Below are 26,999 nucleotides of genomic sequence, written 5' to 3'. Positions count from 1 at the left end.
TCCGACCACCACCGGCGCCGCCTCGGCGGGGCGCTGCCGGCGGGCGGGTCTGTCCCAGGAGCGCACCACGATGGAGCGGTACGACTCGGATTTCCTCCCCACCCGGATCGACGCGGCCTACGCGATGGTGGAGCGCGTCGTCCCGGCGCGGCTCGCGCAAAGCCAGCCGCAACCGCCGCGGCCCGCGCCGCAGGCGCCGAGAGCGCGGGCCGCCCCGCCGAGCCCGCCCCCATCCCCCGCGCCGAGCCCCGCCGCGAGCCCGTCCCCGGCGCCCCGCCCGGCCGCGCGGGGCACCTCGCCCGAGGTGGCGCTGATCGGCATCTACGAGATCTCCAAGGTGCTGACCGCGGCGCGGCGCCTCGAAGTCACCCTCGCCAACGTGGTCAACATCCTGTCCTCGATGCTGAGCATGCATCACGGCATGATCGTCATCCTCGACCGGGAGGGCGGGCCGGACATCGTCTCCAGCACCGGCTGGACGCCGCAGGTCGCCCACCACATCCGGGCGCGGGTGCCCCAGAAGGCGATCGACCAGATCGTCGCCACCGCGACCCCGCTGGTGGTGCAGGACGTCGCCGCCGACCCGCTCTTCGCGGGCCATCTCGACCTGTTCGAGGATGCCGGCAAGGCCACGGTCTCGTTCATCGGCGTGCCGATCAAGGCGGATTCGCGCGTCCTCGGCACGCTCTCGATCGACCGGATCTGGGACGGCAGCGCGCGCTTCCGCTTCGACGAGGACACGCGCTTCCTCACCATGGTGGCCAACCTCGTCGGCCAAGCGGTCCGGCTGCACAACACGGTGGCGCAGGACCGCGACCAGCTCATCGCCAAGACCCACCGGCTGGAGAAGGCGCTCGCCGAATCGAGCGCGACCTCCTCGTCGGTCGGCATCATCGGCGAGAGCCAGAAGGTGAAGCGCCTCGTCGCGATGACGGAGGTCGCGGCGCGCTCCAACACCACGGTCCTGCTGCGCGGCGAGAGCGGCACCGGCAAGGAACTCTTCGCGCGCGCCATCCACGACCTCTCGCCCCGCAAGGGCAAGCCCTTCGTGCGGGTGAACTGCGCGGCGCTCGCCGAGAGCGTGCTCGAATCCGAGCTGTTCGGCCACGAGAAGGGGGCCTTCACGGGCGCGGTCGGGACGCGCCAGGGCCGGTTCGAACTCGCCCATGGCGGGACGCTCTTCCTCGACGAGATCGGCGAGGTGAGCGCCACCTTCCAGGCCAAGCTGCTGCGCGTCCTGCAGGAGGGGGAGTTCGAGCGCGTGGGCGGCAACCGCACCCTGCGCGTCGACGTGCGGCTGGTCTTCGCGACCAACCGCAACCTGGAGGAGGCGGTCGCCAAGGGCGATTTCCGCGCCGACCTCTACTATCGCATCAACGTGGTGTCGCTGCTGCTGCCGCCCCTGCGCGAGCGCCAGGGCGACATCCCGGACCTCGCGAGGGCCTTCCTCTCCCGCTACAATGCCGAGAACAAGTCGAAGCTCGCCTTCGCGCAGACCGCGCTCGACGTGCTGCAGAAGTGCTACTTTCCCGGCAACGTGCGCGAACTTGAGAATTGCGTCCGGCGCACGGCCACGTTGGCGGCCGGCGAGGTGATCACCGCGCGGGACTTCGCCTGCGTGAGCGGGCAGTGCCTCTCGGCGGTGCTCTGGAAGGGCAGCACGCAGAAGCCCGCGGGCGCGGCCCTGGTCGCCGCTCCGGCGGCCGCGATCCCGGTGCCGATGAGCCCGGACGCGTCGCCCCCGGCGGCCGAGGGCGAGCCGCCCGCCGCCTGCCCGGGCGCGGAGACCTGCCCGGTCGTGCGGCCGCGCCCGACCGAGCGGGAGCAGCTGCTGCAGGCGATGGAGCGCGCCGGCTGGGTGCAGGCCAAGGCCGCCCGCCTCCTCAAGATCACGCCCCGCCAGATCGGCTACGCCCTGCGCAAGCACGGCATCGACATCAAGCGGATCTGATCCGGGATCCGCTTGATCGAAGCGGATCCCGGATCACGAGCCCGCGCGGCGCCTGAGCGAAGCCGACATCCGCATTGCGAAGCAATCAACCGGATCGCGCATGAGGCCGGGGGCCCCCGCAGGCCCCCCGGATGCGCCTACTCGGCCGCCTCCGCGTAGGACTCCACCGGCGGGCAGCTGCACACGAGGTGGCGGTCGCCGTAGGCGTTGTCGACGCGGTTGACCGGCGGCCAGTACTTGTCCATGCCGAGGGAGCCGGCCGGGAAGCAGGCCGCCTCCCGGGAATAGGGCCGCTCCCAGGGGCCGATCAGGTCCTGCACGGTGTGGGGGGCCTGCTTCAGCGGGTTGTTCGCCCGGTCGGCCCGGCCCTCCTCGATCGCCCGGATCTCCTCCCGGATCGACAGCATCGCGTCGCAGAAGCGGTCGATCTCGGCCTTGGTCTCGGATTCGGTCGGCTCGATCATCAGCGTGCCGGCCACCGGCCAGCTCATCGTCGGCGGGTGGAAGCCGCAATCGATCAGGCGCTTGGCGACGTCCTCGACGGTGATCCCGGCGCTCTTCTGGAAGGGGCGGATGTCCACGATGCACTCGTGGGCCACGCGGCCGTTCGCGCCCGCGTACACGATGGCGTAGGCGCCTTCGAGCCGCTTGGCGATGTAGTTGGCGTTGAGGATCGCCACCCGCGTCGCCTGGGTGAGCCCGCGCCCGCCCATCATCAGGCAGTAGCTCCAGGAGATCGGCAGGATCGAGGCCGAGCCGAAGGGCGCCGCCGAGACCGCGCCCGCCTCGCCGCTGCGCGGATCGGACGGGAGGTAGGGGATCAGGTGCGCCTTGACGCCGATCGGGCCCATGCCGGGGCCGCCGCCGCCGTGCGGGATGCAGAACGTCTTGTGCAGGTTGAGGTGGCTCACATCCGCCCCGATGTCCCCCGGCCGGGCGAGCCCCACGAGGGCGTTGAGGTTGGCGCCGTCGAGGTAGACCTGGCCGCCATGGGCGTGGACGATGTCGCAGATCTCCCGCACCCGGGCCTCGAACACCCCGTGGGTCGACGGATAGGTGATCATGCAGGCGGCGAGCCGGTCGGCATGCTCGGCCGCCTTGCGGCGGAAATCGTCCACGTCGATGTTGCCCTGCGGGTCGGCCGCGACCACGACCACGCTCATCCCGCACATCTGCGCCGAGGCCGGGTTGGTGCCGTGGGCCGAGGAGGGGATCAGGCAGACCGTGCGGTGGCCCTCGCCGCGGGCGAGGTGGTAGCCGCGGATGGCGAGGAGCCCCGCATACTCGCCCTGCGCGCCCGAATTCGGCTGCATCGAGATCGCGTCGTAGCCGGTGACGGCGCAGAGCTTGGCCGAGAGATCCTCGATCAGCTCGGCATAGCCCCGGGCTTGGTCGGCGGGCGCGAAGGGGTGGATCTCGGCGAATTCCGGCCAGGAGATCGGCAGCATCTCGGCCGTGGCGTTGAGCTTCATCGTGCAGGAGCCGAGCGGGATCATGGTGCGGTCGAGCGCCAGATCGCGGTCGGCGAGGCGGCGCATGTAGCGCGTCATCTCGCTCTCGGCCCGGTTCATGTGGAAGATCGGGTGGGTGAGGTAGGGCGAGGTCCGCAGGAGCCCGGCGGGCAGGCGCGGGGCGGGCCAGGCCTCGTCGTAGACGAGGTCCGTGCCGCCGAAGGCGCGCCACACCGCCTGGATAATGTCCGGCCGCGTGCGCTCGTCGACCGTGATGCCGATGCGGTCCTCGCCGATCCGGCGCAGGTTGACCCCGTTCTCGACGGCGCTGCGCAGGATCATGCCCTGGAAGGGGCCGACCGCCACCGTCACGGTGTCGAAGAACGTCTCCGGCTCGACCGTGAAGCCGAGGCGCGCGAGCCCGTCCGCGAGGCGCACCGCGTCGCGGTGGACGCGCTGGGCGATCGCCTTCAGTCCCTCGGGCCCGTGATAGACCGCGTACATCGAGGCGACGACGGCGAGCAGCACCTGGCTGGTGCAGATGTTCGAGGTCGCCTTCTCGCGGCGGATGTGCTGCTCGCGGGTCTGGAGGGCGAGGCGGTAGGCGCGCCGCCCGCGCGCATCGACCGAGACGCCGACGATGCGGCCCGGCAGCGCCCGCTTGTAGGCGTCGCGGGTCGCCATGTAGGCGGCGTGCGGGCCCCCGTAGCCCATCGGCACGCCGTAGCGCTGCATCGAGCCGACGGCGATGTCGGCGCCCATCTCGCCCGGCGCCCGCAGGAGCGTCAGCGCCAGGGGGTCGGCCGCCACCACCGCGATGGCCCCGGCCGCGTGCAGGGCGGCGATCGGGCCGGCGAAGTCGTGGACGGCGCCGTTCACGCCCGGATACTGGAACAGCGCGCCGAACACCGCGCGCGGATCGAGGTCGCGGAAGGGGTCGCCCACGACGATGCGCCAGCCGAGGGGCGCCGCCCGGGTGCGCAGCACCGCGATGGTCTGGGGCAGGCAATCCCGGTCGACGAAGAAGGCGTCGGCCTTGGCGGTGGCGACCCGCTGGGCCATGCCCATCGCCTCCGCGGCCGCGGTCGCCTCGTCGAGGAGCGAGGCGTTGGCGATGTCGAGGGCGGTGAGGTCGCAGACCATGGTCTGGAAGTTCAGCAGCGCCTCCAGGCGGCCCTGGCTGATCTCCGGCTGGTAGGGCGAGTAGGCCGTGTACCAGGCCGGGTTCTCGAAGATGTTGCGCTGGATCGCGGGCGGCATCGTGGTGCCGTGGTAGCCCTGGCCGATCAGCGAGACGAGCAGCCGGTTCTTGTCGGCGACCGCGCGCATCCGCTCCATGGCGCGGCGCTCGGTGAGCGGCCGGCCGAACTCGATCGGCTCGCTCTGGCGGATGTCGTCCGGCAGCGTCTCGTCGATCAGCGCCTCCAGGCTCGGCGCGCCGACGCGGGCCAGCATCTCGGCCATCTCGCCGAGCGTCGGGCCGATGTGGCGGCGGTTGGCGAAGTCGTAGGGGTCGTAGGCGGCCATGGTCGCGGCTCCTCGATTCCTATTTCGGGAGCGCGGCGTAGGCCGCCTCGTCCATCAGGGCGTCCAGGCTGGACGGGTCGGCGAGCCGCATCCGGTAGAGCCAGCCCGCGCCCTCCGGATCCTGGTTCACGGTCTCCGGGGCGGCGACGACCGCGTCGTTCGCCTCCGTCACCTCGCCGTCGAGGGGCGCGTAGACGTCGGAGGCGGCCTTGACCGACTCGACCACGGCCGCCGCCGCGCCCTTGCTCAGGGTGGTCCCGACCTTCGGCAGGTCGACGAAGACGAGGTCGCCGAGCTGCTCGGCCGCGTGCCGGGTGATCCCGACCGTGGCGACGTCGCCTTCGAGCCTCAGCCACTCGTGGTCTTCGGTGAAACGCAGCATCGGTGTCGCTCCGGTCAGTCCCGCTTGAAGGTCGCGGCGAGGAAGGGAAGGGGGGTCACGGCGAGGGGCAGGGCCTGGCCGCGGACCTCCGCCACGATCCGGGTGCCGTCCGCCGCGTGCGAGGCGGCGACGTAGCCCATGGCCACCGGCCCGCCGAGGCTCGGGCCGAAACTGCCCGAGGTGACGCGGCCGAGCGGCGCGCCGCCCGCCTCCGCCAGGAGGGGCGCGCCGGCGCGGACCGGGGCGCGGCCCTCGGGCCGCAGCCCGACGCGCCGCCGGGCCGGGCCGGCCTCGAACTCGTGCAGGATGCGCGCCGCGCCGGGAAAGCCGCCCTCCCGGGCGCCGCCGCGGCGGCGGACCTTGGGGATCGCGAAGGTCAGGCCCGCCTCGACCGGGCTGGTGTCCGGGCCGATATCGGCCCCGTGCAGGCACAGGCCCGCCTCGAGCCGCAGGGTGTCGCGGGCGCCGAGCCCGACCGGCTGCACGCCGGGCTGCGCCAGAAGCGCCTCCGCCAGGGGCGCGGCGACCGCGGCCGGCACCGAGATCTCGAACCCGTCCTCGCCGGTATAGCCGGAGCGGGCGACGAAGCCGGGCGCGCCCAGCAGGGTGACCGCCCGAACGTCGAGGAAGCGCATCGCCGCGACCTCGGGCGCGAGCGCCGCCAGGGCCGCCTCCGCGGCCGGCCCCTGCAGGGCGAGGAGCGCGTCGGGCCGCTCCTCGACGGTGATCGCGGCCGGGAGATGCGCCCGCAGGTGGGCGGCGTCGGCCTTCTTGTTCGCCGCGTTGACGACGACGACGACATGATCCTCGAAGCGCGCCACCATGAGGTCGTCGAGGATGCCGCCCGCGGCGTCGGTGAGGAGCCCGTAGCGCTGGCGCCCGACCTTGAGCCCGACGAGGTCGGCCGGGATCAGGCCCTCGAGGGCGCGGGCGATCGCGGCCGGATCCTCGCCCCGCAGCAGGATCTGCCCCATGTGGGAGACGTCGAACAGGCCGGCGGCCGCGCGGGTGTGCAGGTGCTCCTTGAGCTGGCCCGGCGGATAATGCAGCGGCATGGAATAGCCCGCGAACGGGACCATGCGCGCGCCGAGGCGCTGGTGCAGGTCGTGCAGGGGCGTGGTTTCGAGGGCAACCGACTCGGCGGGCTGCGCTGACATCTCAGGATCCTCCGCGACATACGGGACCGACGGCGCTGACGCGTCGCGGCCACCCCCATCTGTCGCGGGTACCTGAGAGCTTCCCCCGCACGGGCGTGCGAGGTTTCTCCTTCGGTGGACGCCGGACGGCGCCTCTCTCCAGATTGTCCAACGATGCGGTGATTGTGCCTGAGAGTTTCCGGGGGTGGTTGCTCCGTCGGCGCCATGCCCGGCGCATCGCGCCGGGCTGGGCTCTCCCGCATCGCCCTGTTCGGACGGTTGGACCAAAGCACAAGAGCGCGTGCGGCGCAATCTCCGCGTCCCGTCGCCGGGCGCGGGCCGTCCCGCCCCGCGCGGGCCGGCATCGCGGGCCCGCGGCGCGGGTTCGGGCCTCCCGAAGCGTCCGCACCGAATCGGGCGGGCGATCCTCGGCGCGCGATCCTGGCCGCGTGATCTTGACGCAACAGGTCATGACCGAACACGCCATATTCCCTAGAGTTAAGTAGATTGATGCGGTTGCGTTCGCGCTGAATTCGGTCAGCTTGCGGACGGTCATCACGCGACGGCGAGGCGGCGAGACATGGGCGCGAGCTTGTGCGGGCACGGGCCGCATCTTGGGAGGGCGGCGCCATGATTCTCGTCTGCGGCGAGTCCCGCCGGGAGCGCGCGGAGGAGGCGGCCGCGCACGCGGGCCCGGCAGGCAGGGCGTTCGCGGGCGGGTCGCCGGTTCTCCTGGCGGCGGGGCTGCTGAGGCTCGGCGTGCCCGCCGCGATTCTGCGCGAGGGGGCCGGCGAGGCGGCCGCGCCGCGCGCGGAGGATGCGGAGAATGAAGCCGACGATCTTCCGGTGCTGCCGCGCTCGGAGGAGGCGCTGCCCGCGCAGGTGCGGGCGATCGCGTTCCGGGTCGGGCCCCTGACGGCGGGCCCGGCGGGGCGGGCGGACGCGGCCCTGGCCGAGCGCGAGGCCGGCGGCCGGGTCATCAGCGTCAGCCTGGGCCTGCCCGCCGTCGCGCGGGCGCCGGAGGCGGGCATTCCTCCGGCCGAGCGCCTCCTGCGGGCGGCCGACCACGTGACCGCCCGCGACCAGGATCTGCGCCGCGCCCTCGGTCTCGAGCCCGCCGAGGCCGCCTGGCTCCTCCTCGGACGCGGCGCCTCGCTCGTCACGGTGACGCTGGCCGGGCGGGGCGCGCTCGCCTTCGCGCCCGGCTGCGCGGTGAGCCTGCCGGCCCCGGCAAGCGCCGCGGCCGGGGCGGCCGAGATGTTCCAGGCCGCCCTCCTGGCCCGGCTGTTCCGGACCGGGCGCATGACGGGGGAGGGCCTCGCCGGACTCGACGCGGAGGCGCTCGGCGACCTGCTGGCCTATGCGGGGGCCGCCTCGGCCCTGGCCTGCGCCCCGCACGGCGCCGCACTGCCGAGCGCGGCCGAGGTGGAGGCGCGCCTGCAGCCCGCCGCCCGCCGCGCCCGGCCCCGCCCGGCGCCGAGGGCGTGCCTGCCGGCCGGGCCGGAGGCCGCCGAGGGCGCCGCGCCGGCCTGAGCGCCGGCCCGCGGCACGCCGACGGGGCGCGGCGGGGCTCGCGCGCGGATCCGTGCTATGGCGGCGATCGACTTGACTCCGTCCCGCGCGCCATGACGTTACGGAAATCGGGTGCGCGGTGCGAATCTTGCGGCCGTCCGGGGCATCGGCGGCGCGACGGGCCGCGTCTCATCTCGACGCGCGGGAGGGGCCGCCCTGCCGCCGCAACGCGAGGATCGTGTCGTGACGACATCTGAGCCAACGTCCCCCCTCCACGCGCGCCTCGGCGAGGTGACGGAGCGGATCGCGCGGCGCAGCCGCGACCGGCGCGCGCGCTACCTGGAGCGCATCGCCGGGGAGGCGGCCCGCGCGCCCCGGCGCCGCGCCCTCGGCTGCGCCAACCAGGCCCACGGCTTCGCCGCCTGCGGCCCGGGCGACAAGGCGATGCTGCGCGACGGCCAGGGCGCCAGCCTCGGCATCGTCACCGCCTACAACGACATGCTCTCGGCCCACCGCCCCTACGAGCGCTACCCGGACCTGCTGCGCGAGGCGGCCCGCGAGGCCGGCGGCGTCGCCCTGGTGGCGGGCGGCGTGCCGGCCATGTGCGACGGCATCACCCAGGGGGAGGCCGGCATGGAACTCTCCCTGTTCTCGCGCGACGTCATCGCCCTCTCGACCGCCGTCGCCCTCTCGCACCAGACCTTCGACGCCGCCGTGTTCCTCGGCATCTGCGACAAGATCGTGCCGGGCCTCGTCATCGGCGCCCTCGCCTTCGGGCACCTGCCGGCGGTGTTCATCCCCTCCGGCCCGATGACGAGCGGCCTGCCCAACCCCGAGAAGGCGAAGATCCGCCAGCTCTACGCCGAGGGGAAGGTGGGGCGCGACGCCCTGCTCGCCGCCGAATCCGACTCCTATCACGGGCCGGGCACCTGCACCTTCTACGGGACGGCCAACACCAACCAGATGCTGATGGAGATGATGGGCCTGCACCTGCCCGGGGCCTCCTTCGTCACGCCGGACACGCCCTTGCGCGACGCGCTGACCCGGGCCGCCGCGCAGCGCGCCCTCGCCATCACGGCGCTCGGCAACGAGTACCTGCCGGTCGGGCAGCTCCTGGACGAGCGGGCCTTCGCGAACGGGATCGTGGGGCTGCACGCGACCGGCGGCTCGACCAACCACACGCTCCACCTGCTGCCGATGGCGGCGGCGGCCGGCATCACCCTGACCTGGGAGGACCTCTCCGACCTCGCCGAGGTGACGCCGCTCCTCGCCCGCGTCTACCCGAACGGCACGGCGGACGTGAACCACTTCCACGCGGCGGGCGGCATGCCCTTCGTGATCCGCGAACTCCTCGGCGAAGGGCTGCTGCACGCGGACGCGCAGACCGTGCTCGGGGCGGGGCTGCACGCCTACACGCGCGAGCCGGTGCTGACCGAGGCGGGCGGCCTCGCCTGGCGGGAGGGCCCGGCGGAGAGCGGCGAGACCGGCGTGCTGCGGGGCGCGGCGGCGCCGTTCCAGCCGACCGGCGGCCTCGCCGTGCTGGCGGGCAATCTCGGCCGCGCGGTGATCAAGACCTCGGCGGTGGCGCCCGAGCGGCAGGTGATCGAGGCGCCCGCGCGGGTGTTCCACTCGCAGGAGGCGCTGCAGGCGGCCTTCCGGGCGGGCGAGCTTCGGGGCGACGTGGTGGCGGTGGTGCGCTTCCAGGGCCCGAAGGCGAACGGCATGCCGGAACTGCACAAGCTGATGCCGCCGCTCGGCGTGCTGCAGGACCGCGGCCACCGGGTCGCGCTGGTCACGGACGGCCGCCTCTCGGGCGCCTCCGGCAAGGTGCCCTCGGCCATCCACGTCACCCCCGAGGCGGCGGAGGGCGGGCCGATCGCCCGGATCCGCGACGGGGACGTGGTGCGCGTCGACGCCCCGGCCGGGCGGCTGGAGGTGCTGGTGCCGCCGGCCGAGTGGGCGGCGCGCGCGCCCGCGACCGCGGACCTCGCCGCCTCCCATGTCGGGATCGGCCGCGAGCTGTTCGGGGCCTTCCGGGCGGCGGTCGGCGCGGCGGATGCGGGCGCCTCCATCTTCGGCGAGGCGCTCGGCTGAGCGGCCGATTCGCGCGCGCCGACCGGCGCGCCCGCGAAGGCGGCGGCCGACCCGCGGGCGGCCTCCGGCCGCGGCGCGCGGCGGGTCAGGCGCCCGCCGCCTCGACGCTGCGGTAGAGCCCGATCAGCGCCCGGCCCGCATGCTCGATGTGGGACCGCAGCAGGGCGGCGGCGGCCACGACCTCGCCTGCCTCGCAGAGGTCGAGCAGGGTCGTGTGCTCGCGGTCCGCCCGCGCCACGTCGCCGGTAAGGGAGAGTTGCAGCCGGGTCGGCCTGTCGCAATCCTGAAGCAGGCCGGAGACGATGCCGAGGGAGCGCGGCCGCCCCGCGTGGCGCAAGAGGCCGAGGTGGAAGCGCCGGTTCAGCTCGCCCCAGAGGTCGATCCGCTCGGCGCAGAGCGCCGCCTTGTACTCGCCGAGCAGGGCCCGCAAGTCCCGGTAATCCTCCGCCGTCAGGCCGCGCGCCGACAGGATCAGCAGCTGCGGCTCCAGCAGGGCGCGCAGCTGGAACACGTCCTCGATCTCCTCGACCGAGAGGCCCGAGACGACCGCTCCCCGGTGCGGCACGATCCTGACGAGGCCGCTCGCTTCGAGCTGCAGCAGCGCCTCCCGGACCGGGATGCGGCTGATGCCGAACTCCTCCGCCAGCGCGTCCTGGCGCAGCTGCGTCCCGGGGCGCAACGCGCCGCCGAGGATGCGCTGGCGCAGAGCGTCGGCCACGGCCGCCGAGACCGTGCGGTGGCGCAGCTGCTCCCCCCTGGCCGGGGGCCGGGGGCCTGAGGGCGGCGGGGTGGTCCCCGAACTCACGTGACGCGCTCCATGGCGGATAAATTATACATCTCGCCGGCCTCGCGCCAGGGCCGGCGCGGCGCGCGGCCTCGGTGACGCGGCCTTGGTGACGCGGCCTTGGTGACGCGGCCCTGGGGACTTGCGCCGCGGCGCGGCTGTTGACCGCGGTGCAGATTTTATACAATCTACGAATCGACCTCGACAAGGAGCCCGGCCGTGGTCGTCCTCGCCCTGGAGACAGTGGGTCTGACGAAGTCCTTCGGCGGGTTCACGGCCGTGCGCGGCCTCGACCTGCGGGTGCGGCGCGGCAGCATCCACGCCCTGATCGGCCCGAACGGCGCCGGCAAGACGACGGTGTTCAACCTCCTGAGCAAGTTCGTCGCGCCGACGAGCGGGCGCATCCTCTACGAGGGCCGGGACATCACGCGGGAAGGCCCGGCGGCCACGGCGCGCCGGGGGCTCGTGCGCTCCTTCCAGATCTCCGCCACCTTCCCGCACCTGAGCGTGCGGGAGAACGTCCGGGTGGCCCTGCAGCGGCGGCTCGGCACGCAGTACTGCTTCTGGCGCTCCTGCGCCTCCCTGGCGGCGCTCGACGGGAAGGTGCTCGACCTGCTCGGCGAGGTCGGCCTCGCCGACGCGGCCGAGATGCCCGCCGCCGACCTGCCCTACGGGCGCAAGCGCACCCTGGAACTCGCCACCACCCTCGCGCTCGACCCGCCCGTCCTGCTCCTCGACGAGCCGACCCAGGGCATGGCCGTCGAGGACGTCGCCCGGGTCAAGGACCTGATCCGCGGGGCGGCGCAGGGCCGGACGGTCGTGATGGTCGAGCACAACATGTCGGTCGTGGCCGACCTCTGCGACACGATCACGGTGCTGCAGCGCGGGGAGATCCTGGCCGAGGGCAGCTACGCGCAGGTCTCGCGCGACGGCGCGGTGCGGGCCGCCTACCTGGGAGGCGGGCATGGCTGAGCGCCCGGTCGTCCTGGAGGCCCGCGACCTGGAAGCCTGGTACGGCGAGAGCCAAGCCCTGTTCGGCATGTCGCTCACGGTGCGCGAGGGCGAGTGCGTCACGCTGATCGGCCGCAACGGCGCGGGGCGCACCACCGCCCTGAGGGCGATCCTCGGCCTCACCGACCGGCGGGCCGGCTCGGTGCGGGTGCGGGGCGAGGAGGTGATCCAGCGCCCGCCCCACCGCATCGCCCGCCTGGGGATCGGCTACTGCCCGGAGGAGCGCGGCGTCTACCGGACGCTGACCACCCGCGAGAACCTCACCCTCCTGCCCCGGCTCGGGACGCAGGGTCTCGCGCTGCCCGAGGTGCTGGGCCTCTTTCCCAACCTCGCCGAGCGGCAGGACAGCTATGGCGGGCAGCTCTCGGGGGGCGAGCAGCAGATGCTGGCCCTCGGCCGCATCCTCGTCACCGGCGCCCGGATCCTGCTCCTCGACGAGATCACCGAGGGTCTCGCGCCGGTGATCGTCGAGGCGCTGGGGCGGGCGGTGGCGCTGCTCAAGAGCCGCGGCTTCACCATCGTGCTCGTCGAGCAGAACTTCCACTTCGCCCGCTCCCTCGCCGACCGCCACTACGTGGTGGAGCACGGCCGCGTCGCCGCGGAGATCCCGGCCGAGGCGGTCGCCGCGCGGGAGGAGGAGGTCGCGCAGCTCCTCGGCGTCTGAGGCCGGCAGGAGGGATATCGGGACGGGACCGGCGGCAGGCCGGGGTCACAGGAGGCGGGAATGCGGTCGCGGTTCATCGGATACGCGCTGGGGCTCTCGCTCGCGGCCTTCGCGGCCGCGGGCGGGCGGGCCGCCGAGGCGGTCAGCGACGGCGTCGTGAAGGTCGGCATCCTCACCGACATGTCGGGGATCTACGCGGACTTCACCGGCCGCGGCTCCGCGGTGGCGGCCCAGATCGCCATCGACGAGGTCGGCGGCAAGGTGCTCGGCGCCCCGGTCGAACTGGTCGCGGCCGACCACCAGAACAAGCCCGACATCGCCGCGAACCTCGCCCGCGAGTGGTTCGACCAGGGCAAGGTCGACATGATCGCCGATTTCCCGACCTCCTCCACGGCGCTCGCCGTGATGGAGATCGCCCGCCAGAAGAACCGGGTGACGATGCTCTCGGCGGGCGTCGCCATGGCGGCGATCACCGACAAGTGCTCGCCGCTCAGCGCGCAGTGGATGGTCAACACCGCCGCGCTCGCCGCCGGCACCGCCAAGGCGCTGCTCCGGGCCGGCCGCACATCCTGGTACTTCGTGACGGCGGACTACACGTTCGGCCACTCGCTGGAGCGCGACGCCGCCGCGGTGGTGGAGGCCGGGGGCGGCAAGGTGCTGGGCACCTCGCGCCATCCCTTCCCGGGAGGCGACTTCTCCTCCTACATGCTGAAGGCCCAGGCCACCGGCGCCCAGGTGATCGCCCTCGCCAATGCCGGGGCCGACACCATCAACGCCATCAAGCAGGCCGCCGAGTACGGCATCGGCCGCGGCGACAAGCAGGTCATCGCGCCGCTCCTCACCTACATCACGGACGTGAGGAGCCTCGGCCTCGCCAAGGCCGAGGGCATGTACCTCACCGAGGCCTTCTACTGGGACTTCGACGCGCGCTCGCGCGCCTTCGCGGAGACCTACTTCGCACGCACGAAGCGGATGCCGAGCGCCTCGCAGGCGGCGGTCTACTCGGCGGTGCTGAGCTACCTGCGGGCGATCGAGGCCGCCGGCACCGACGAGGCCGGCGCCGTGATGGCGAAGCTGCGGACCATGACGATCGACGACGCGGTGATCCGCAACGGCCGCCTGCGCGCGGACGGCGCCCTGGTGCACGACCTGCTGCTGCTCCAGGTCAAGAAGCCCTCCGAGTCGAAGCGCGACTGGGACTTCTACACCGTCAAGGCGGTGCTCAAGGGCGAGGACGTCTATCCGAAGCCGAGCGACGCCTGCCCCCTCAACGCCCGGGGCTGACCCCGCGCGCCGGCGCGCCGCGCCGGCACCCCGCCCGCCACGCCGGAGCCTCCCGATGCCGGACATCACGCTGCAGAGCGCCCTCGCTCAGGTCACGATCGGGCTCATCGCCGGCTGCTTCTACGCGATGCTGAGCATGGGACTCGCGATCATCTTCGGCCTGCTCAACATCATCAACTTCACGCACGGCGCGCAGTTCATGATGGCGGCATTCCTGGCCTGGATCGGCCTGACGCAGGTCGGTCCCTGGCTGGGCATGCCCGAATTCCAGATCGGCTTCTGGCCGGCCCTCCTCGTGGCGCCCCTCTGCGTCGCGGCCCTCGGCATGGCGGTCGAGCGCCTGCTGCTGCGGCGCCTCTCCCATCTCGACCACCTCTACGGCCTGCTCCTGACCTTCGGGGTCGCCCTGGTGACCGAGGGGCTGTTCCGCCACGCCTACGGGGTCTCGGGCCAGGGCTACGAGCCGCCCGAATCGCTCCAGGGGCCGGTCGATGTCGGCTTCATGCTGCTCCCGAAGTACCGGGTCTTCGTGGTCGGCGCCTCGCTGCTGATCTGCCTCTCCACCTGGTACGCCTTCGAGCGCACGCGGCTCGGCGCCTACCTGCGGGCCGGGACCGAGAATCCGCGCCTGCTCCAGGCCTTCGGCATCAACGTGCCGCTGATGATCACGCTGGCCTACGGCTTCGGGGTCGCCCTGGCGGGGCTCGCGGGCGTGCTCGCCGCCCCGATCATGCAGGTGACCCCGCTGATGGGCGGCAGCATCCTCAACATCGTGTTCGCGGTCGTGGTGATCGGCGGCCTCGGCTCGATCCTGGGCGCGATGGTCACGGGCCTGGGGCTCGGCCTCGTCGAGGGCGTCACCAAGGTCGTCTACCCGGAGGCCTCCACGGTGGTGATCTTCGTGATCATGGCCCTGGTGCTGCTGCTGCGCCCGGCCGGCCTGTTCGGCCGCGAAGCCTGAGGGGGACGCGCGATGCCGACGACCCTGCGCCTGTTCGCCGCCCTCGTCGCCGCGGCGCTCGCGGTGCCGTTCGTGCCGCACCTGATCTACCCGGTCTTCGTCATGAAGGTGATGTGCTACGGGCTGTTCGCCTGCGCCTTCAACCTGCTGCTCGGCTTCACCGGGCTGGTCTCCTTCGCGCACGCCGCCTTCCTGGGCACCGCCGGCTACGTCACCGGGGCCCTGATGATCCGCCTCGGCAGCCATCCGCTCGGCATGCCGGCGGCCTTCCTCGCCGGGGTGCTCGCCGCGGCCCTCGCCGGCTTGGTGATCGGCGGCCTCGCGATCCGGCGGCGGGGCATCTCCTTCGCGATGATCACCCTCGCCCTGTCGCAGGTCGTGTCCTTCCTGGCGGTGCAGCTGCGCTGGACCGGGGGCGAGGACGGCCTGCAGGGCATCCCGCGCGGCAGCCTGTTCGGGCTGGTGGCGCTCTCCTCCGACACGGCGATGTACTACCTGACGCTGGCTCTGTTCGCGGCGGGCTTCCTGTTCGTGTACCGGGTCGTCCACTCGCCCTTCGGGCGGATCCTGCAGGCGGTGCGGGACAACGAGGCGCGCGCGACCTCCCTCGGCTACGAGACCGACCGCTTCAAGCTCATCGCCTTCGTGCTCTCGGCGGCCGTGGCGGGCGCCGCGGGCGCCCTCAAGGCCCTGGTGTTCCAGCTCGTCTCCCTCAACGACGTCTCGCTCCACACCTCGACCGAGGTGGTGCTGATGACGCTGCTCGGCGGCGTCGGCACCCTGTTCGGGCCGCTCGTCGGGGCGGCGCTGGTCGTCGGCCTGCAGAACTACCTTGCGACCCTGGGCGACCTCGTCACGGTGGTGATCGGCCTGATCTTCATCCTCTGCGTCTCGTTCTTCCGGCGCGGCGTCGTCGGCGAGATGCTGCACCGGGCCGTGCCGCGGCGAAGGCCGGGCGCGCAGGCCCGGTCCCGCCCCGCGCAGGCGGCCTCGCCCGCCGAGGCCGCCTGAGGCGGCGCCCCCTCGCCGGGGTGCCGCTCCCTCCCGCCCTTGTCACAGGAGACGCTCACGATGTGGACCGGTGTCCTCCCCGCGGTCACGACCAAGTTCACGCCCGACGGGGACCTCGATCACGCCGAGATGGAGCGCTGCTTCGCGCTCCAGCTGGAGGCGGGCTGCGACGGGCTGATCGTCTGCGGCTCCCTCGGCGAGGGCCCGATGCTGTCGCAGGACGAGCGGCTCGCGGTGCTCAGGACCGCCCAGGGCGTGGCGGGCGGCCGGCCCGTCCTCCTCACCGTCTCGGAGGCGGGCACGCGCGAGGCCTGCGCGCTGGCGTCGCGCGCCGCCCGGGCCGGCGCCTCCGGCCTGATGGTGGTGCCGAGCCCGATCTACCACACCGACGAGGCCGAGACGGTCGCGACGCTGCGGGCGGTGGCGGCGGCCGGCGACCTGCCGGTGATGATCTACTCGAACCGGGTCGCCTACCGGGTCGACGTCACGCCGCGGATCATGGCGGAACTCGCCGCGGATCCGCGCTTCGTGGCGATCAAGGAATCCTCCGACGACATCCGGCGCACCACCGAGATCATCAACCATCTGGGCGACCGCTACGCGATCCTCACCGGCGTCGACAACCTCGCCCTGGAGGCGCTCACGGTCGGGGCGGTCGGCTGGGTGGCGGGCCTGGTCTGCGCCTTCCCGCGCGAGACGGTGGCGCTCTACCGGCTGCTGCGGACGGGGCGCCTCGCCGAGGCGCTCGCGCTCTACCGCTGGTTCCGGCCGCTCCTCGACCTCGACGTTTCGACCTATCTGGTCCAGAACATCAAGCTCGCGGAGGCGATCGCGCTCGGCTCGACGGAGCACGTGCGGGCGCCGCGCCTCCCGCTGGCGGGATCCCGCCGGGCGCAAGTCGAGGCGACCGTGCGCCGCGCCCTGGAGCATCGCCCGGCCGCAAGCCCGCGCGGCGCGTGAGCGAAGCCCACATCCGCTATCCCGAAGGGATCAATCGGATTTGGGATGATCCCGACGGTGCCGTGGCGGCACCGTCGGGTCCGTTCTCGACTTGTGGTGAAGCCACTCTTCGTCGGGCCATCGGCTCGCATCGACGATGCGCGAGGATCGCCGGCCCGATGCGTCGGCATCCCGGGCCGTCGGCATGACCCGGCAGGCTCCCGCGGGGGCCGGTGTCCCGGCCCTCACCCGCCTCCCTGGATCGAGCGGAGAACCGCCGCGAGTTGATCGGCCTGGGCGCGGGTCAGCCCGGTGCTGACCACGCCGCCGTCGCAGAAGACCGTGTAGGTGCCGTCCCCGCACAGCCTGACCTTGATCGAGGTCATGACGCGTGACTCGACATTGCCAAGGGGCCGTCCGCCCATCGCGGCGGCCGCCGGGCGACCATGTGGGGATGCCGGCAAGCCCGCGGAAGTGGGCCTTCCGCCTCAGGCCGGCCAGGAGACCGGGACCTCCTCCACCCGCCGGATCCCGGCCGAGCCGCGCACCGTCAGGGGCGCGTCGAGGCGCAGTCCGGGCAGGCGGGCCGTGAGCGCCCGCATTCCCTCCTCCAGCTCCATGCGGGCGAGCGCCTCGCCGAGGCAGCGATGCGCGCCGCCCCCGAAGACGAGGTGCCAGCGCGGATGGTCGCTGCGGCGGATGTCGAAGACCTCCGGCCGCGCGCAGAGGGCCGGATCGCGCAGGGCCGAGAGCGTCGAGAAGGAGACGAGGGCGCCGGCGGGCAGCACGCCCCCGTCGAGCGGGATCGCCTCCAGGGTGAAGCGGGGGTAGGAGCCGACCGCGGGCTCGTAGCGCAGAGCCTCGGCCACCGCCCCGGGGATCAGCGCCTCGTCGCGGCAGACCGCCTGCCACTGCGCCGGATGGGACAGCAGCAGGCCGATCTGGATCGCCAGCGCCGCCCGCGTCGTGTCGCTGCCGGCCAGGATCAGGGAGACGATCTGCATGCGCGTCTCGGCCGCCGCCTCGGCGTCGCCCGCGTCGATGAGCGGCACGAAGGCCGAGATCAGGTCGTCCCGCGGCGCGCGGCGGCGCTCCGCCACGAGGCGGTCGACGTAGTCCGTGAGCCGGCAGGCCGCCGCCTCGGCCTCGGGCCGGTCCTCCGGCCGGTAGGCCGAGCTCAGGGTCCGGGCCATGGCGTAGACGAGGCGCGTGAAATCCGGGACGTCGCGCTCCGGAAGGCCGAGGATCGCGGCGATCGCCCGGGCCGGGAGCGGGGACGCGTAATCGGCCACGAGGTTCATGCGCCCGCGCGCCGCCCGCGCGGCCACGAGATCCTCGGCGAGGGCCCGCACGCGCGGGCGCAGGGCCGCCACGGCCTGGAAGGCGAAGCTGCGGGCCATCGGGGCGCGCCGCCGCCGATGCACCTCGCCGTTCGACAACAGGGCGGTGAGGCGGAAGAACTCGTAGAGCGGGCCCTCGGTGATGCCGCGCAGCATCGCGAATTCGGTCTCGACCTGCCGGGTGCGCGGATCGGTGACGAGGGCCTGGATGTCGGCGGCCCGCAGCAGCATCACCACCCCGTCGTCGGTCCGGATGAACGGGACGGCGGCGCGCAGGCGCGCGAGCATGCCGTGCGGGTCGGCCTCGAGCGCGGCGCGGGCCACCGGGGCGGTGTCGGCCGGAGCGGGATCCGGGGCGGCCATCGCGGCTCTCCTTCGGGCGACGGGGCGCTGAGAGCCTCATCCTAGACCGCGGGAGACGCGACCGTGAGCGACGACGTCCGGCCGCCGCGGCGCGGCGGATGCGAGGCCCGAACCGGGCCGGGCGGAGCGGCACCGCGGGGCGCGGCACCGGGCGGGGCGCGGCACCGGGCGGGGCGCGGCACCGCGCGAAGCGCGGCGGGGGGGGCCCGTCCGCGGACGGTTGCGAACGCTCCCGGCGGCTGGCACTCCGCGGCGGGAGGGACCCGCCCTCCTCGCCGCAAAGAGCTGACCGACGTGCCGTCGCCGATCGCCCTCGAACCCCTCCTCCCCTGGCTGGACCTGGCCGGCTTGGCGGTGTTCGCCGCCTCGGGATCGCTCGCCGCCGTGCGCAAGCGCCTCGACATCGTGGCGGCCTGCTTCTTCGCCCTCGTCACGGCGACGGGCGGCGGGACCTTGCGCGACCTCCTGATCGGCGCGCCGGTCTTCTGGATGCGGGATCCGGCTCCCGTGATCCTCTGCGTCCTCGTCGCCGTGGCGGCCTGGGCGATGCCGCTGCGCTGGTGGCCGGAACGGGCGCTCGACTGGCTCGACGCCGCCGGCCTCGCCGCCTACGCGGTCTACGGCGCCGGCAAGGCTCTCCAGTTCGGCGTCTCCTCCATCTCGGCGGCCGCGGCCGGGATCATCACGGCCTGCGTGGGCGGCGTCATCCGCGACATCACGGCGGGCGTTCCGTCCGTCCTGCTCCGCCATGAACTCTACGTCACCGCGGCGCTGGTGGCGGCCGCGACCTTCGTGGTCCTCGACGAGGCCGGCCTGAGCGCGCCCTGGCCCGCGCTGACGGGCGCGCTCGTGGGTTTCCTGCTGCGGGGCGCCGCCATCCGGTGGGGGCTGACCCTTCGCCCGCATCGCGGGCCGAGCCCTCCGCCGCTGCGCTGAACCGGACCGCGCCGGCCTCTGCCGGCGCAATCCCGCCCGGCCCAAGCCCCCGGCCCAAGCCCCCGGGCCAGGCCGGGCTCAGCGCGCCCATCCCGCCCTGATGGCTCCGGCCACCTCGTCCACGAACAGGCGGGACTTGGTCGGCACCAAGCGGCCGGGCGGCAGGATCGCGTAGACGCCCCCGCGCTCCGTCCCCTCCCAGCCCGGCAGCACCTCGACCAGCGTCCCGGCCCGCAGCGCCGGCCCTGCCAGCCAGTGGGACGTGAAGGTGATCCCGGCGCCCCCGATCGCGGCGGCGAGCAGCGCCTCCGAATGGTCCGCGACCAGGGAGCAGGCCGGGCGGATCGTCTCGCGCCGGCCGTCCTTGATCAGCGGCCAGTCGGGCCAGGCGGCGTAGCCAGTGAAGCCCAGGCAGGCATGCCGCAGCAGGTCCGCGGGGGTCCGCGGCGCGCCGCGGGCGGCGAGGTAGCCCGGCGCGGCCACGAGCAGGTTCCGATAGGACGCGATCCTGCGGGTGGTGAGGGAGCTGTCGCGCTGCGGCCCGGCCGCGACCCGGATCGCCACGTCGAACCCCTCGGCGACCACGTCGACGAACCGGTCGGTCAGGCGGAGATCGATGCGGATGCGCGGGTGCCGGGCGAGGAACCCGGGCAGCAGCGGCGCCACCCATTGCCGCCCGAACGAGACCGGGAGCGACACCCGCAGGAGGCCCTGGGGCGCGGCCGCGGAATCGCTGGCCTCGCGGCTGGCGCTCGCCAGCTCCTCCAGCAGCCCCTGCACCCGACGGCAATAGACCGCGCCCACCTCCGTCAGCGCGACGCGCCGCGTGGTGCGCGAGAGCAGCCGCACGCCGAGGCGCTCCTCCAGCTGGCTCACCCGCCGCGAGAGCACGGACGCGTCCCGGCCGAGCAGCTTGGCCGCCGCCGCGAAGCTGCCCGCCTCGGCCACGGTCACGAAGGCCGCCAGTTCGTCGAGGCCGCCCAGCTCCCGCAATTGCTGCACCGCCTGCATGAGTGAAATGCGGCCTTCCCGGATTAATCGCCCGCCCTGCATGGCTTACCTCACGGCCATTCCACCGTCGAGGAGACCAGCCATGAGGACGTTTCTCAGCATCGGTGCAGGCCCCGGGATGGGCCTGGAGACGGCCGAGCGGTTCGCCCGCGAGGGCTTCCGGGTGATCCTGAGCGCCCGCAACGCGGACAGGACGCGCGGCCTGGCCGCGCAGCTCGAGGCCAAGGGCTACGCGGCCGAGGCGCGCGCCGCGGATGCGGGCGACCCGGCCAGCGTGGCCGCCCTGGTCGAGAGCGTCGAGCGGGAGTTCGGCGGCATCGACGTGCTGCACTACAACGCCGCGTCCATGCGCCGGGCCGCGCTCGCGGAGCAGCCGCGCGACACCTTCACCGGCGACCTCGCGGTGAATATCGGCGGCGCGATGGCGGCGGCCCAGGCGGTCGCGCCGGGAATGGCCGCGCGGGGCGGCGGCACGATCCTGCTCACCGGCGGCGGCTTCGGCCTGCAGCCTCACCCGGACTACCTGTCCCTGAGCATCGGCAAGGCGGGAATCCGCGCCCTGGCGCACGGCCTGTTCGAGCGCTTCCGGCAGCAGGGGATCCACGTCGCGACCGTCACGGTCGCCGGCTTCGTGAACCCGGGCTCCGAGGATGCGAAGGCGGTCGGCGAGCGGTTCTGGCAGCTCCACGCCCAGCCGGCGGGGTCGTGGACGGTCGAGGCGACCTACACGCCCGCGGGCTGAGCCTCGTGCGCGAGCGGGAATCGGCACGGATCCCGCGGTGCATCGGCTCGCCGCACCGGAGGGGGCGGGATCGGGACAGGAGCAGGAGCATGCAGCAGTTGAAGGACCAGCGCTTCCTCGTTCTCGGCGGAAGTTCCGGGATCGGGCTGGCCACGGCGCGCGCCGCCGCCGGGGCGGGAGCGGCCGTGACGGTGGCCTCGCGCTCCCGGGACAAGCTCGATGCGGCCCTCGCGGCGATCGGCGGCACGGCGCGCGCCGTCGTGCTCGACACGACCGACAACGGCGCCGTCGAGCGGTTCTTCGCCGATGAGAGTCCCTGGGACCACGTCGCGATCTCCGCCGCCGAGACGGCCCGGGGCCCCGTCCGGGGCCTCGGGCTGGACGCGGCCCGGGCCGCGATGGAGAGCAAGTTCTGGGGCGCCTACCAGGTCGCCCGGGCCGCGCGGATCGGGCCGGGCGGCTCGCTGACCTTCGTGTCGGGCTACATGAGCGAGCGGCCCCTGGCCACCGCGGTCCTGCAGGGGGCGATCAACGCCGCCCTCGAAGGGCTGGCACGGGGCCTCGCCCTCGAACTCGCCCCGGTGCGGGTCAACACGGTGTCGCCCGGCCTGATCGAGACGCCGCTCTGGTCGCGCATGGCGGAGGCGGACCGCGCCGCCATGTTCGCGAATGCGGCGGAGCGGCTGCCGGCGCGCCGCGTCGGCCGTCCCGAGGACGTCGCCAACGCGGTCCTGTTCCTCGCCGCCACGCCCTTCGCGACGGGCTCGACCCTCCGCCTCGACGGGGGCGCCGCCATCGCGTGAGCGGCGCCCGCCCGGGCCATTGTGGGCGCGCGGCGCCGCGTGTAACTCCCGCCCGGCATAGCACGGCCCCGGAGCGTGAATGACCGTCTCGAACGACGATGAGCTCCGTCAGCTCGAAGCGATCGGCAGGATCGTCGCCAACACGCTCAAGGCCATGGGCGCGGCGATCGAGCCGGGCATCACGACCGGCGAGCTCGACAGGATAGGCCGGAGGCTCATGGAGGACGCGGGCGCCCGGCCGGGACCCGAGCTCTGCTACGACTTTCCCGGCGCGACCTGCATCAGCGTCAACGAGGAGGTCGCCCACGGCATCCCGGGCGAGCGGCGGATCGCGCCGGGCGACCTCGTCAACATCGACGTCTCGGCGGAGAAGAACGGCATCTTCGCCGATACGGGCGCCTCCTTCGCGGTGCCCCCCGTCTCGACCTCCATCGAGCGGCTGTGCCGGGACGGGCGACGAGCCATGTGGACCGGCATCCGGCAGGTCGGCGTCAACAAGCCGCTCGCCGGAATCGGCCAGGCGATCGGGGAATTCGCGCGGCGCCACCGCTACACCCTGGTCCGGAACCTCGCCAGCCACGGCGTGGGCCACTCGCTCCATGAGGAGCCCACGGAGATCGCCACGTGGCCCGACCGCTCCGAGCGGCGGACGATCACCGAGGGGCTGGTCTTCACGGTCGAGCCCTTCCTGTCGCTGGGTGCCAAGCTCGCCGAGCGGGGCGACGACGCCTGGACCCTGGTGAGCGAACCCAAGGCAGCGACCGTGCAGTACGAACACACGATCGTGGCCACGCGCCGCGGCGCCCTGGTCGTGACGCTGCCCAGGTGAGCGGGCCTCAGAGCATTTTCCGACGACGCGGATGCCGGTTCGTCGCGGACGATGCCGCACAATCGAGGACCGGGAGCAGCGTCCGATCGCGCCGCGATCGGGCGCTGCTCCGGGTGCACGCGCCCATGGGTCAAGCCGACACTCTCGCAGTGCGACCGAACATGCGTGACCAGATGCCACCCACGACCGCCGACTTGTCGAGGTCGTGGATGTCCTGCGAGTAGCCGCCCGTGTAGAGCTTCACGATCATGCGGTCGCGGCACGCCTCGTCGAGCGTGTATGAGAACTTCACGGCCGACCTGCCCTGGCGGGAGCGGCGGCCGACCTTCTCGACCGTGCAGCGCAGGTGCGGAAAGCGGTCCATCTCGACGGTGAGCCGGTCCCCGACCCTGACGTTCGGATCCGCGTCGAATTCCGCGATCCCGCCTGCGAGCGACAAGCTCGTCACCTTGCCCAGCATGGCGCCGGTCTCGAACTCGACCCGCGCGTCCTCGTCCGTCGCGAAGCTGTCCAGCAGCGGCCTCGGCTTCTCGAAGCAGATCAGCGCCGCCACCATCAGCACCAGGATGTTCACGACCGCCCAGTAGGCCGACACCACGGAGAATTCCCCGCGTCCGATCCTGGACCACTCGGGAACGACGTTGATGACGAGGCCCAGAGCCGTGACGGCGATCCAGAAGGCGATCGAGAAGAACGTGTAGGCGTCGAACTCCGATTCCACGTTGCCCGAGCCCTTCGGCGTCACCCGGAACGGCACCCCGAAGGGCTTGATGAGGCTCATGATCACCACCGGCAGCATGCGGAAGGTGGCGAACGCCCCGACCGCGGAGGAGACGAGCGGCAGGTAGCGCGTCGGAGTGAGCCAGCCCATCAGCAGGAAGTAGGCGGCGAGCACCGGCAGCTGGTACCACACGATATCGACCGTGCTGGTGAAGGTGAGCGGCGCGGCCCCGGTCCAGAGATAGACTGCGGGCACCACCAGGATGACGAAACGCACCGTGTACTGGACGAGCCAGGACAGCGGCAGGAACATGAAGCGCTGGAACAGGGTGAGGCCGGGGCCGCGCAGCGGCCCGTTGTGCAGGTAGATCGTCTGGATCCCGCCTCGGCACCACCGGCTCCGCTGAACGAAGTACCCCTTCAGGTTCTCCGCCGCGAGCCCCATCGAGAGCCGCTCGTTGAGGTAGCGCGTCTTGTAGCCCTTGTTGAGGAGGGCGAGCGTGGTGAGCAGGTCCTCGGTGATCGACTCGTACGGGAAGCCACCGATCGTGGTGATGGCCGCTCGCCGCGTGATCGAGCAGGAGCCGCAGCAGAAGCTCACGTCCCAGGCGTCGCGCGAGGTCGCCATCTCGTCGAAGAACAGGCGCTGCTCGTCGGGCCAGACCTTCTCCAGACTGAGGTTGGACTGCACCGGATCCTTGTTGAAGAAGTGCTGCGGGGTCTGAACAATACCAATGGTCGGGTCGGCGAAGAACGGAACTGTCCGCCGCAGAAAATGCCGGTACGGCACGAAATCCGCGTCAAATATTGCGACGAAATCTCCCGAAGAGACTTTGAGGCCGTTGTTCAAATTGCCGGCTTTGGCATGCGTGTTGTCGGGCCGCGTGACGTGGATCGCGCCCTTCCTATCGCAATAGTCCCGCAGCCAGTCGCGACGCTTGTCATCGAGGACGTAGATCTTGAGCTTGTCCTGGGGGTAGTCGAGGGCGAGCGCTCCCACGATGGTGCGCTCCAGGACGTCCAGCGGCTCGTTGTAGGTCGGGATGAACACGTCGACCGTCGGGAGGTCGGCCGGCTCCCGCGCGAAGAACGCCTTCTCCAGGCGGTCGGCCTCGGCGCGGCGGTCCACCGAGCGGCTCATCGCGACGAGGAAGAGCAGGATGTCCGCGAAGGCGCCGAGTTCAACGAAGAAGACGAACCACGTCCAGTAGAAGCCGAAGCTCCCGTTGGCGGGGGAGGGCAGCACGGTGGCCACGAAGCGCCAGACGAGGTAGCGCAGGGCGACGAGCAGCACGAAGGCGCAGGTGATCGCCCGCGACCAATTCGCGTCGCGAGGCCAATTGAGCGTGAGAATCAGGAAGAACGCCGCGACGAGGAGGGTCGGCGCCAGTGCTACGAGATGCTGAACCACAGATTCTTCACCCAAGACACGATGGGAAGGGTGGCGTTCGTGCGGGCAATGCGGACCTGGACGGTGCGGCCGACTTGGCAGAAATTTGCGTAGTCGGTCTGCATCCCGTTCGGTTCGAGGGCGACCCGGATGCGGGCGTTCCTGCCGCGGCTCTCCGGAGGCACTGCCGCGAGCACCACCTCCTCGACGGCCGCACTCGACCCGCGCACGGACACCACCGTGCCGCGGATGATCTCCGTGCTGCCGAGGAGCCGCACTTCCGCCTGGTCGCCCGGCCTGATCTGGTCGTAATCGGTCTCGTCGACGAGGATGTCGACGAACAGGTCGCGGCAGTCGAGCAGGCGGATCAGCTCGTTGCCGACCACGACGTTCGATCCCGCCACGACGTTGTTGCGCCAGATCACGCCCTCGAAGGGCACGCGCACGTCCGCGAGCGAGAGCGTGTCGTTGCGCTGACGCTCGATCTCCAGCTGGCGCACGAGGAGCTGGACGCGCGCGCGCTCGGAGCGGGTCTGCGTCTCGACGGTCGCGAGCTGGATCGTGACCTCGTCCGCGCGCTGCTGCGAGTAGGGCACGTCGTTGCGGCCCTCACCGACGAAGGTGCCGCGCTTGACGGCGTCGAGCTGCCGGTTGAGGCGCTCCAGCTCGGCCTTGGCGATGGCCTGCTCGCTCGCGGCGGTGATGGACGCGGCGCGCGCCGCCTCGACGGAGCTTCCCGCGACCACGCCGGTCGCGCCGAGCGTGGTCTTGCGCACGAGGTCGGCCGTTGCCGAGGCCTGGTTGGCCTGGGCGGCGCCGATGCGCTGCTGGCGGACCACCATCTCCTGCTGGATGTTGGCAAGGCTCGCCTGCTGATACTCTTTCAGGCGACCGTTCAGGTCGTTCCTGAGCGCTGTCAGATTTCCGATCTGAGCTTCCAGTGCGCGCAGCCTTTCGCGCGCCGCGCCGAGGTCCGCGTCCAGCTGTGCTTCCGCCGTGCGCGCGATGCGGGAATTTCGGATCGTGAACAGTTCCGTGTGCTTCGGCACGGAGGTCCCGACCTTCGGCGGTGTTGCGGTGACAACACCTTCGATCGGGGCTGCAACGACCGTGAAGCGAGCGTTTACCGTTCCATCAAGGCTCGTATATCCAGTAAAATTTGGCAGAATGGCAAGCAATACCGCGCCGAGCAGCAGTAGACCTACCGTAATTCGAACGGCTCGCCTGTTCCATAACATTGCTCACACCTCCGATCGCAACCAGCAGGTGCATTAGTAACCCATCATGGTCGGATTTGGTTCGGTGACTCTGTGCAAATCGCGCCGGAATTCGCGGGCCTGCGCCGGTTCCGCCCGAGGGATGCGGGCACGCATCAACTCCTCGTTGTTCACGGGCGCGCAGGCGCTGAGCCGGCGCCGGAGACCGGGGGACGCGGCGCCCGTGATCCCGGGCCGATGCCCCCGCGATCGAGACCGAGCGGCGGGGTGCGGCCGGCACGACGGCCACGACCCGGGATCCGGTTCCGGGACGAGGTCCACAGCCTCCGCGGGCTCCCGCGCCGCGGAGCGTGAACGCGCGGGGTGCTCGGCGCGAGGCCGCCCGGCCCGGATTTCCCTCGTGGTGGTTACCTGTTGGTCGATTATCTCACGAAGATTCAATCCTGAACTATTTTATTGTAGTTTTTCATTTCAAATCATTCATCTCCCAAAACCAATCTTTATATGGTCGAACCGACAAGCTGCGCGGCTGGAGTTTCGACAATGCGGCGGCGCGCGGGAGAGATGCTGTTGGACCAAGCATCCGAGATTTTCGAGTCGGGACCGTCGCGCGTGGCTGCGGGGTCGCTCGCGCCACCCGTCGGGAACATCCTGGCGGCGATCATCTGGGGCGGCTTCTTCGCGGGCTGCGCCGCGGTCGTCCTCTGCGACCTGCGTTTGGGCATCTCCGATCATCCGAGGACGTGGTTGCTGCTCGGCTGGGGCAGCTTCCTGATCGGAACGCAATTCGGCCCGCGCGTGCGCACCCGTTGAGGGGCGAAGCGGCCGCACCGAGCCTGGACCCGGTCGGAGATGCGGCGGCCGGTATCCGGGACGCCGGGCCGCCACATCGAACGTCCCGCAAGACAATCGCGACCGGGCAGTCCCGGCCCCGCCGCGAA

Annotated in this window: 23 protein-coding genes and 1 riboswitch; of the genes, 14 read left to right on the top strand and 9 right to left on the bottom strand. The window is 72.5% G+C overall.

Annotated features, from left to right (window positions below):
- Positions 1 to 70: 70 nt before the first annotated feature.
- Positions 71 to 1,951 carry a nif-specific transcriptional activator NifA gene (nifA, locus tag M446_RS16875; RefSeq protein WP_018260203.1) on the top strand — a complete coding sequence of 627 codons (1,881 nt, stop codon included), beginning with the start codon at positions 71 to 73 and terminating at the stop codon, positions 1,949 to 1,951.
- A gap of 137 nt (positions 1,952 to 2,088) precedes the next feature.
- On the opposite strand, the gene gcvP is transcribed toward nifA, so the two are convergent.
- Genes gcvP through gcvT form a run of 3 tightly spaced genes read right to left on the bottom strand, consistent with a single transcriptional unit; the run spans position 2,089 to position 6,468 of the window.
- Complete coding sequence (gcvP, locus tag M446_RS16870; RefSeq protein ID WP_012333310.1) at positions 2,089 to 4,929, bottom strand: aminomethyl-transferring glycine dehydrogenase; 2,841 nt, start codon at positions 4,927 to 4,929, stop codon at positions 2,089 to 2,091.
- 19 nt (positions 4,930 to 4,948) lie between these two features.
- Positions 4,949 to 5,311, bottom strand: a complete 363-nt coding sequence (gcvH, locus tag M446_RS16865; RefSeq protein WP_012333309.1) for a glycine cleavage system protein GcvH — start codon at positions 5,309 to 5,311, stop codon at positions 4,949 to 4,951.
- Between the two features lie 14 nt (positions 5,312 to 5,325).
- Positions 5,326 to 6,468, bottom strand: coding sequence for a glycine cleavage system aminomethyltransferase GcvT (gene gcvT / locus M446_RS16860; RefSeq protein WP_012333308.1), 1,143 nt, complete (start codon positions 6,466 to 6,468; stop codon positions 5,326 to 5,328).
- A 146-nt stretch (positions 6,469 to 6,614) separates the two neighbouring features.
- A riboswitch (glycine riboswitch) is annotated at positions 6,615 to 6,717 on the bottom strand.
- A gap of 360 nt (positions 6,718 to 7,077) precedes the next feature.
- Between gcvT and M446_RS16855 the strand changes: the two genes are divergently transcribed.
- Positions 7,078 to 7,980 carry a hypothetical protein gene (locus M446_RS16855; protein ID WP_012333307.1) on the top strand — a complete coding sequence of 301 codons (903 nt, stop codon included), beginning with the start codon at positions 7,078 to 7,080 and terminating at the stop codon, positions 7,978 to 7,980.
- 222 nt (positions 7,981 to 8,202) lie between these two features.
- Entirely contained in the window at positions 8,203 to 10,053 is a 1,851-nt protein-coding gene (gene edd / locus M446_RS16850; RefSeq protein WP_012333306.1) for a phosphogluconate dehydratase, read from the top strand.
- Positions 10,054 to 10,138: 85 nt separating this feature from the next.
- On the opposite strand, the gene M446_RS16845 is transcribed toward edd, so the two are convergent.
- Positions 10,139 to 10,858 (bottom strand): GntR family transcriptional regulator, encoded by a 720-nt coding sequence (locus M446_RS16845; RefSeq protein ID WP_012333305.1) that lies wholly within the window; start codon positions 10,856 to 10,858, stop codon positions 10,139 to 10,141.
- A gap of 198 nt (positions 10,859 to 11,056) precedes the next feature.
- Between M446_RS16845 and M446_RS16840 the strand changes: the two genes are divergently transcribed.
- Genes M446_RS16840 through M446_RS16815 form a run of 6 tightly spaced genes read left to right on the top strand, consistent with a single transcriptional unit; the run spans position 11,057 to position 16,728 of the window.
- Positions 11,057 to 11,809 (top strand): ABC transporter ATP-binding protein, encoded by a 753-nt coding sequence (locus M446_RS16840; protein ID WP_012333304.1) that lies wholly within the window; start codon positions 11,057 to 11,059, stop codon positions 11,807 to 11,809.
- Complete coding sequence (locus M446_RS16835) at positions 11,802 to 12,512, top strand: ABC transporter ATP-binding protein (RefSeq protein WP_012333303.1); 711 nt, start codon at positions 11,802 to 11,804, stop codon at positions 12,510 to 12,512. Before M446_RS16840 ends, M446_RS16835 begins: the two co-directional genes overlap by 8 nt.
- 60 nt (positions 12,513 to 12,572) lie before the next feature.
- Complete coding sequence (locus M446_RS16830; protein WP_012333302.1) at positions 12,573 to 13,796, top strand: ABC transporter substrate-binding protein; 1,224 nt, start codon at positions 12,573 to 12,575, stop codon at positions 13,794 to 13,796.
- 55 nt (positions 13,797 to 13,851) lie between these two features.
- Positions 13,852 to 14,757, top strand: coding sequence for a branched-chain amino acid ABC transporter permease (locus M446_RS16825; RefSeq protein ID WP_012333301.1), 906 nt, complete (start codon positions 13,852 to 13,854; stop codon positions 14,755 to 14,757).
- A gap of 12 nt (positions 14,758 to 14,769) precedes the next feature.
- A complete protein-coding gene (locus tag M446_RS16820; RefSeq protein WP_012333300.1) occupies positions 14,770 to 15,768 on the top strand; it encodes a branched-chain amino acid ABC transporter permease in 999 nt (332 codons plus the stop codon).
- Positions 15,769 to 15,828: 60 nt separating this feature from the next.
- Positions 15,829 to 16,728: a dihydrodipicolinate synthase family protein gene (locus M446_RS16815; RefSeq protein WP_012333299.1), complete on the top strand. Its 900-nt coding sequence runs from the start codon at positions 15,829 to 15,831 to the stop codon at positions 16,726 to 16,728.
- 224 nt (positions 16,729 to 16,952) lie between these two features.
- Here M446_RS16815 and M446_RS38180 read toward each other — a convergent pair whose 3' ends face one another.
- Positions 16,953 to 17,093 (bottom strand): hypothetical protein, encoded by a 141-nt coding sequence (locus M446_RS38180; RefSeq protein WP_018260214.1) that lies wholly within the window; start codon positions 17,091 to 17,093, stop codon positions 16,953 to 16,955.
- 102 nt (positions 17,094 to 17,195) lie between these two features.
- Entirely contained in the window at positions 17,196 to 18,410 is a 1,215-nt protein-coding gene (locus M446_RS16810) for a cytochrome P450 (RefSeq protein WP_012333297.1), read from the bottom strand.
- A gap of 294 nt (positions 18,411 to 18,704) precedes the next feature.
- On the opposite strand from M446_RS16810, the gene M446_RS16805 reads away from it, so the two are divergent.
- On the top strand, positions 18,705 to 19,346 hold the full coding sequence (locus M446_RS16805; protein WP_012333296.1) for a trimeric intracellular cation channel family protein: 642 nt from the start codon (positions 18,705 to 18,707) through the stop codon (positions 19,344 to 19,346).
- Positions 19,347 to 19,424: 78 nt separating this feature from the next.
- Here the strand turns inward: M446_RS16805 and M446_RS16800 are convergent, their stop codons facing one another.
- Positions 19,425 to 20,357: a LysR family transcriptional regulator gene (locus M446_RS16800; RefSeq protein ID WP_012333295.1), complete on the bottom strand. Its 933-nt coding sequence runs from the start codon at positions 20,355 to 20,357 to the stop codon at positions 19,425 to 19,427.
- A gap of 82 nt (positions 20,358 to 20,439) precedes the next feature.
- Between M446_RS16800 and M446_RS16795 the strand changes: the two genes are divergently transcribed.
- The 3 genes from M446_RS16795 (at position 20,440) to map (ending at position 22,731) form a co-directional block, all read left to right on the top strand.
- Positions 20,440 to 21,099, top strand: a complete 660-nt coding sequence (locus M446_RS16795) for an SDR family NAD(P)-dependent oxidoreductase (protein ID WP_012333294.1) — start codon at positions 20,440 to 20,442, stop codon at positions 21,097 to 21,099.
- Positions 21,100 to 21,188: 89 nt separating this feature from the next.
- The gene (locus tag M446_RS16790; protein WP_012333293.1) at positions 21,189 to 21,902 is read left to right on the top strand and encodes an SDR family oxidoreductase; all 714 of its coding nucleotides are present in this window, start codon (positions 21,189 to 21,191) and stop codon (positions 21,900 to 21,902) included.
- 79 nt (positions 21,903 to 21,981) lie between these two features.
- The gene (map, locus tag M446_RS16785; RefSeq protein ID WP_012333292.1) at positions 21,982 to 22,731 is read left to right on the top strand and encodes a type I methionyl aminopeptidase; all 750 of its coding nucleotides are present in this window, start codon (positions 21,982 to 21,984) and stop codon (positions 22,729 to 22,731) included.
- A 130-nt stretch (positions 22,732 to 22,861) separates the two neighbouring features.
- Here the strand turns inward: map and M446_RS16780 are convergent, their stop codons facing one another.
- Positions 22,862 to 24,862: a glycosyltransferase gene (locus M446_RS16780; protein ID WP_012333291.1), complete on the bottom strand. Its 2,001-nt coding sequence runs from the start codon at positions 24,860 to 24,862 to the stop codon at positions 22,862 to 22,864.
- Positions 24,844 to 26,079, bottom strand: a complete 1,236-nt coding sequence (locus M446_RS16775) for an HlyD family secretion protein (protein ID WP_012333290.1) — start codon at positions 26,077 to 26,079, stop codon at positions 24,844 to 24,846. The genes M446_RS16780 and M446_RS16775 overlap by 19 nt, the downstream gene beginning before the upstream one ends.
- Before the next feature lie 543 nt (positions 26,080 to 26,622).
- Here M446_RS16775 and M446_RS16770 point away from each other — a divergent pair.
- Positions 26,623 to 26,871, top strand: coding sequence for a hypothetical protein (locus tag M446_RS16770; protein WP_150108849.1), 249 nt, complete (start codon positions 26,623 to 26,625; stop codon positions 26,869 to 26,871).
- Positions 26,872 to 26,999 lie beyond the last annotated feature (128 nt).

Source organism: Methylobacterium sp. 4-46, from assembly GCF_000019365.1.
GTDB lineage: Bacteria > Pseudomonadota > Alphaproteobacteria > Rhizobiales > Beijerinckiaceae > Methylobacterium.
Note: the sequence above shows the minus strand (reverse complement) of the source record. Positions and strands in the feature narration are given on the sequence as shown.

Coding starts and splice junctions, on each gene's coding strand:
- M446_RS16775 (WP_012333290.1), bottom strand. CDS start 26,079: ATGTTATGGAACAGGCGAGCCGTTCGAATTACGGTAGGTCTACTGCTG.
- M446_RS16835 (WP_012333303.1), top strand. CDS start 11,802: ATGGCTGAGCGCCCGGTCGTCCTGGAGGCCCGCGACCTGGAAGCCTGG.
- gcvT (WP_012333308.1), bottom strand. CDS start 6,468: ATGTCAGCGCAGCCCGCCGAGTCGGTTGCCCTCGAAACCACGCCCCTG.
- M446_RS16815 (WP_012333299.1), top strand. CDS start 15,829: ATGTGGACCGGTGTCCTCCCCGCGGTCACGACCAAGTTCACGCCCGAC.
- M446_RS16825 (WP_012333301.1), top strand. CDS start 13,852: ATGCCGGACATCACGCTGCAGAGCGCCCTCGCTCAGGTCACGATCGGG.
- M446_RS16770 (WP_150108849.1), top strand. CDS start 26,623: ATGCTGTTGGACCAAGCATCCGAGATTTTCGAGTCGGGACCGTCGCGC.
- M446_RS16820 (WP_012333300.1), top strand. CDS start 14,770: ATGCCGACGACCCTGCGCCTGTTCGCCGCCCTCGTCGCCGCGGCGCTC.
- map (WP_012333292.1), top strand. CDS start 21,982: ATGACCGTCTCGAACGACGATGAGCTCCGTCAGCTCGAAGCGATCGGC.
- nifA (WP_018260203.1), top strand. CDS start 71: ATGGAGCGGTACGACTCGGATTTCCTCCCCACCCGGATCGACGCGGCC.
- gcvP (WP_012333310.1), bottom strand. CDS start 4,929: ATGGCCGCCTACGACCCCTACGACTTCGCCAACCGCCGCCACATCGGC.
- M446_RS16830 (WP_012333302.1), top strand. CDS start 12,573: ATGCGGTCGCGGTTCATCGGATACGCGCTGGGGCTCTCGCTCGCGGCC.
- M446_RS16795 (WP_012333294.1), top strand. CDS start 20,440: ATGAGGACGTTTCTCAGCATCGGTGCAGGCCCCGGGATGGGCCTGGAG.
- gcvH (WP_012333309.1), bottom strand. CDS start 5,311: ATGCTGCGTTTCACCGAAGACCACGAGTGGCTGAGGCTCGAAGGCGAC.
- M446_RS16810 (WP_012333297.1), bottom strand. CDS start 18,410: ATGGCCGCCCCGGATCCCGCTCCGGCCGACACCGCCCCGGTGGCCCGC.
- M446_RS38180 (WP_018260214.1), bottom strand. CDS start 17,093: ATGACCTCGATCAAGGTCAGGCTGTGCGGGGACGGCACCTACACGGTC.
- M446_RS16855 (WP_012333307.1), top strand. CDS start 7,078: ATGATTCTCGTCTGCGGCGAGTCCCGCCGGGAGCGCGCGGAGGAGGCG.
- M446_RS16790 (WP_012333293.1), top strand. CDS start 21,189: ATGCAGCAGTTGAAGGACCAGCGCTTCCTCGTTCTCGGCGGAAGTTCC.
- M446_RS16800 (WP_012333295.1), bottom strand. CDS start 20,357: ATGCAGGCGGTGCAGCAATTGCGGGAGCTGGGCGGCCTCGACGAACTG.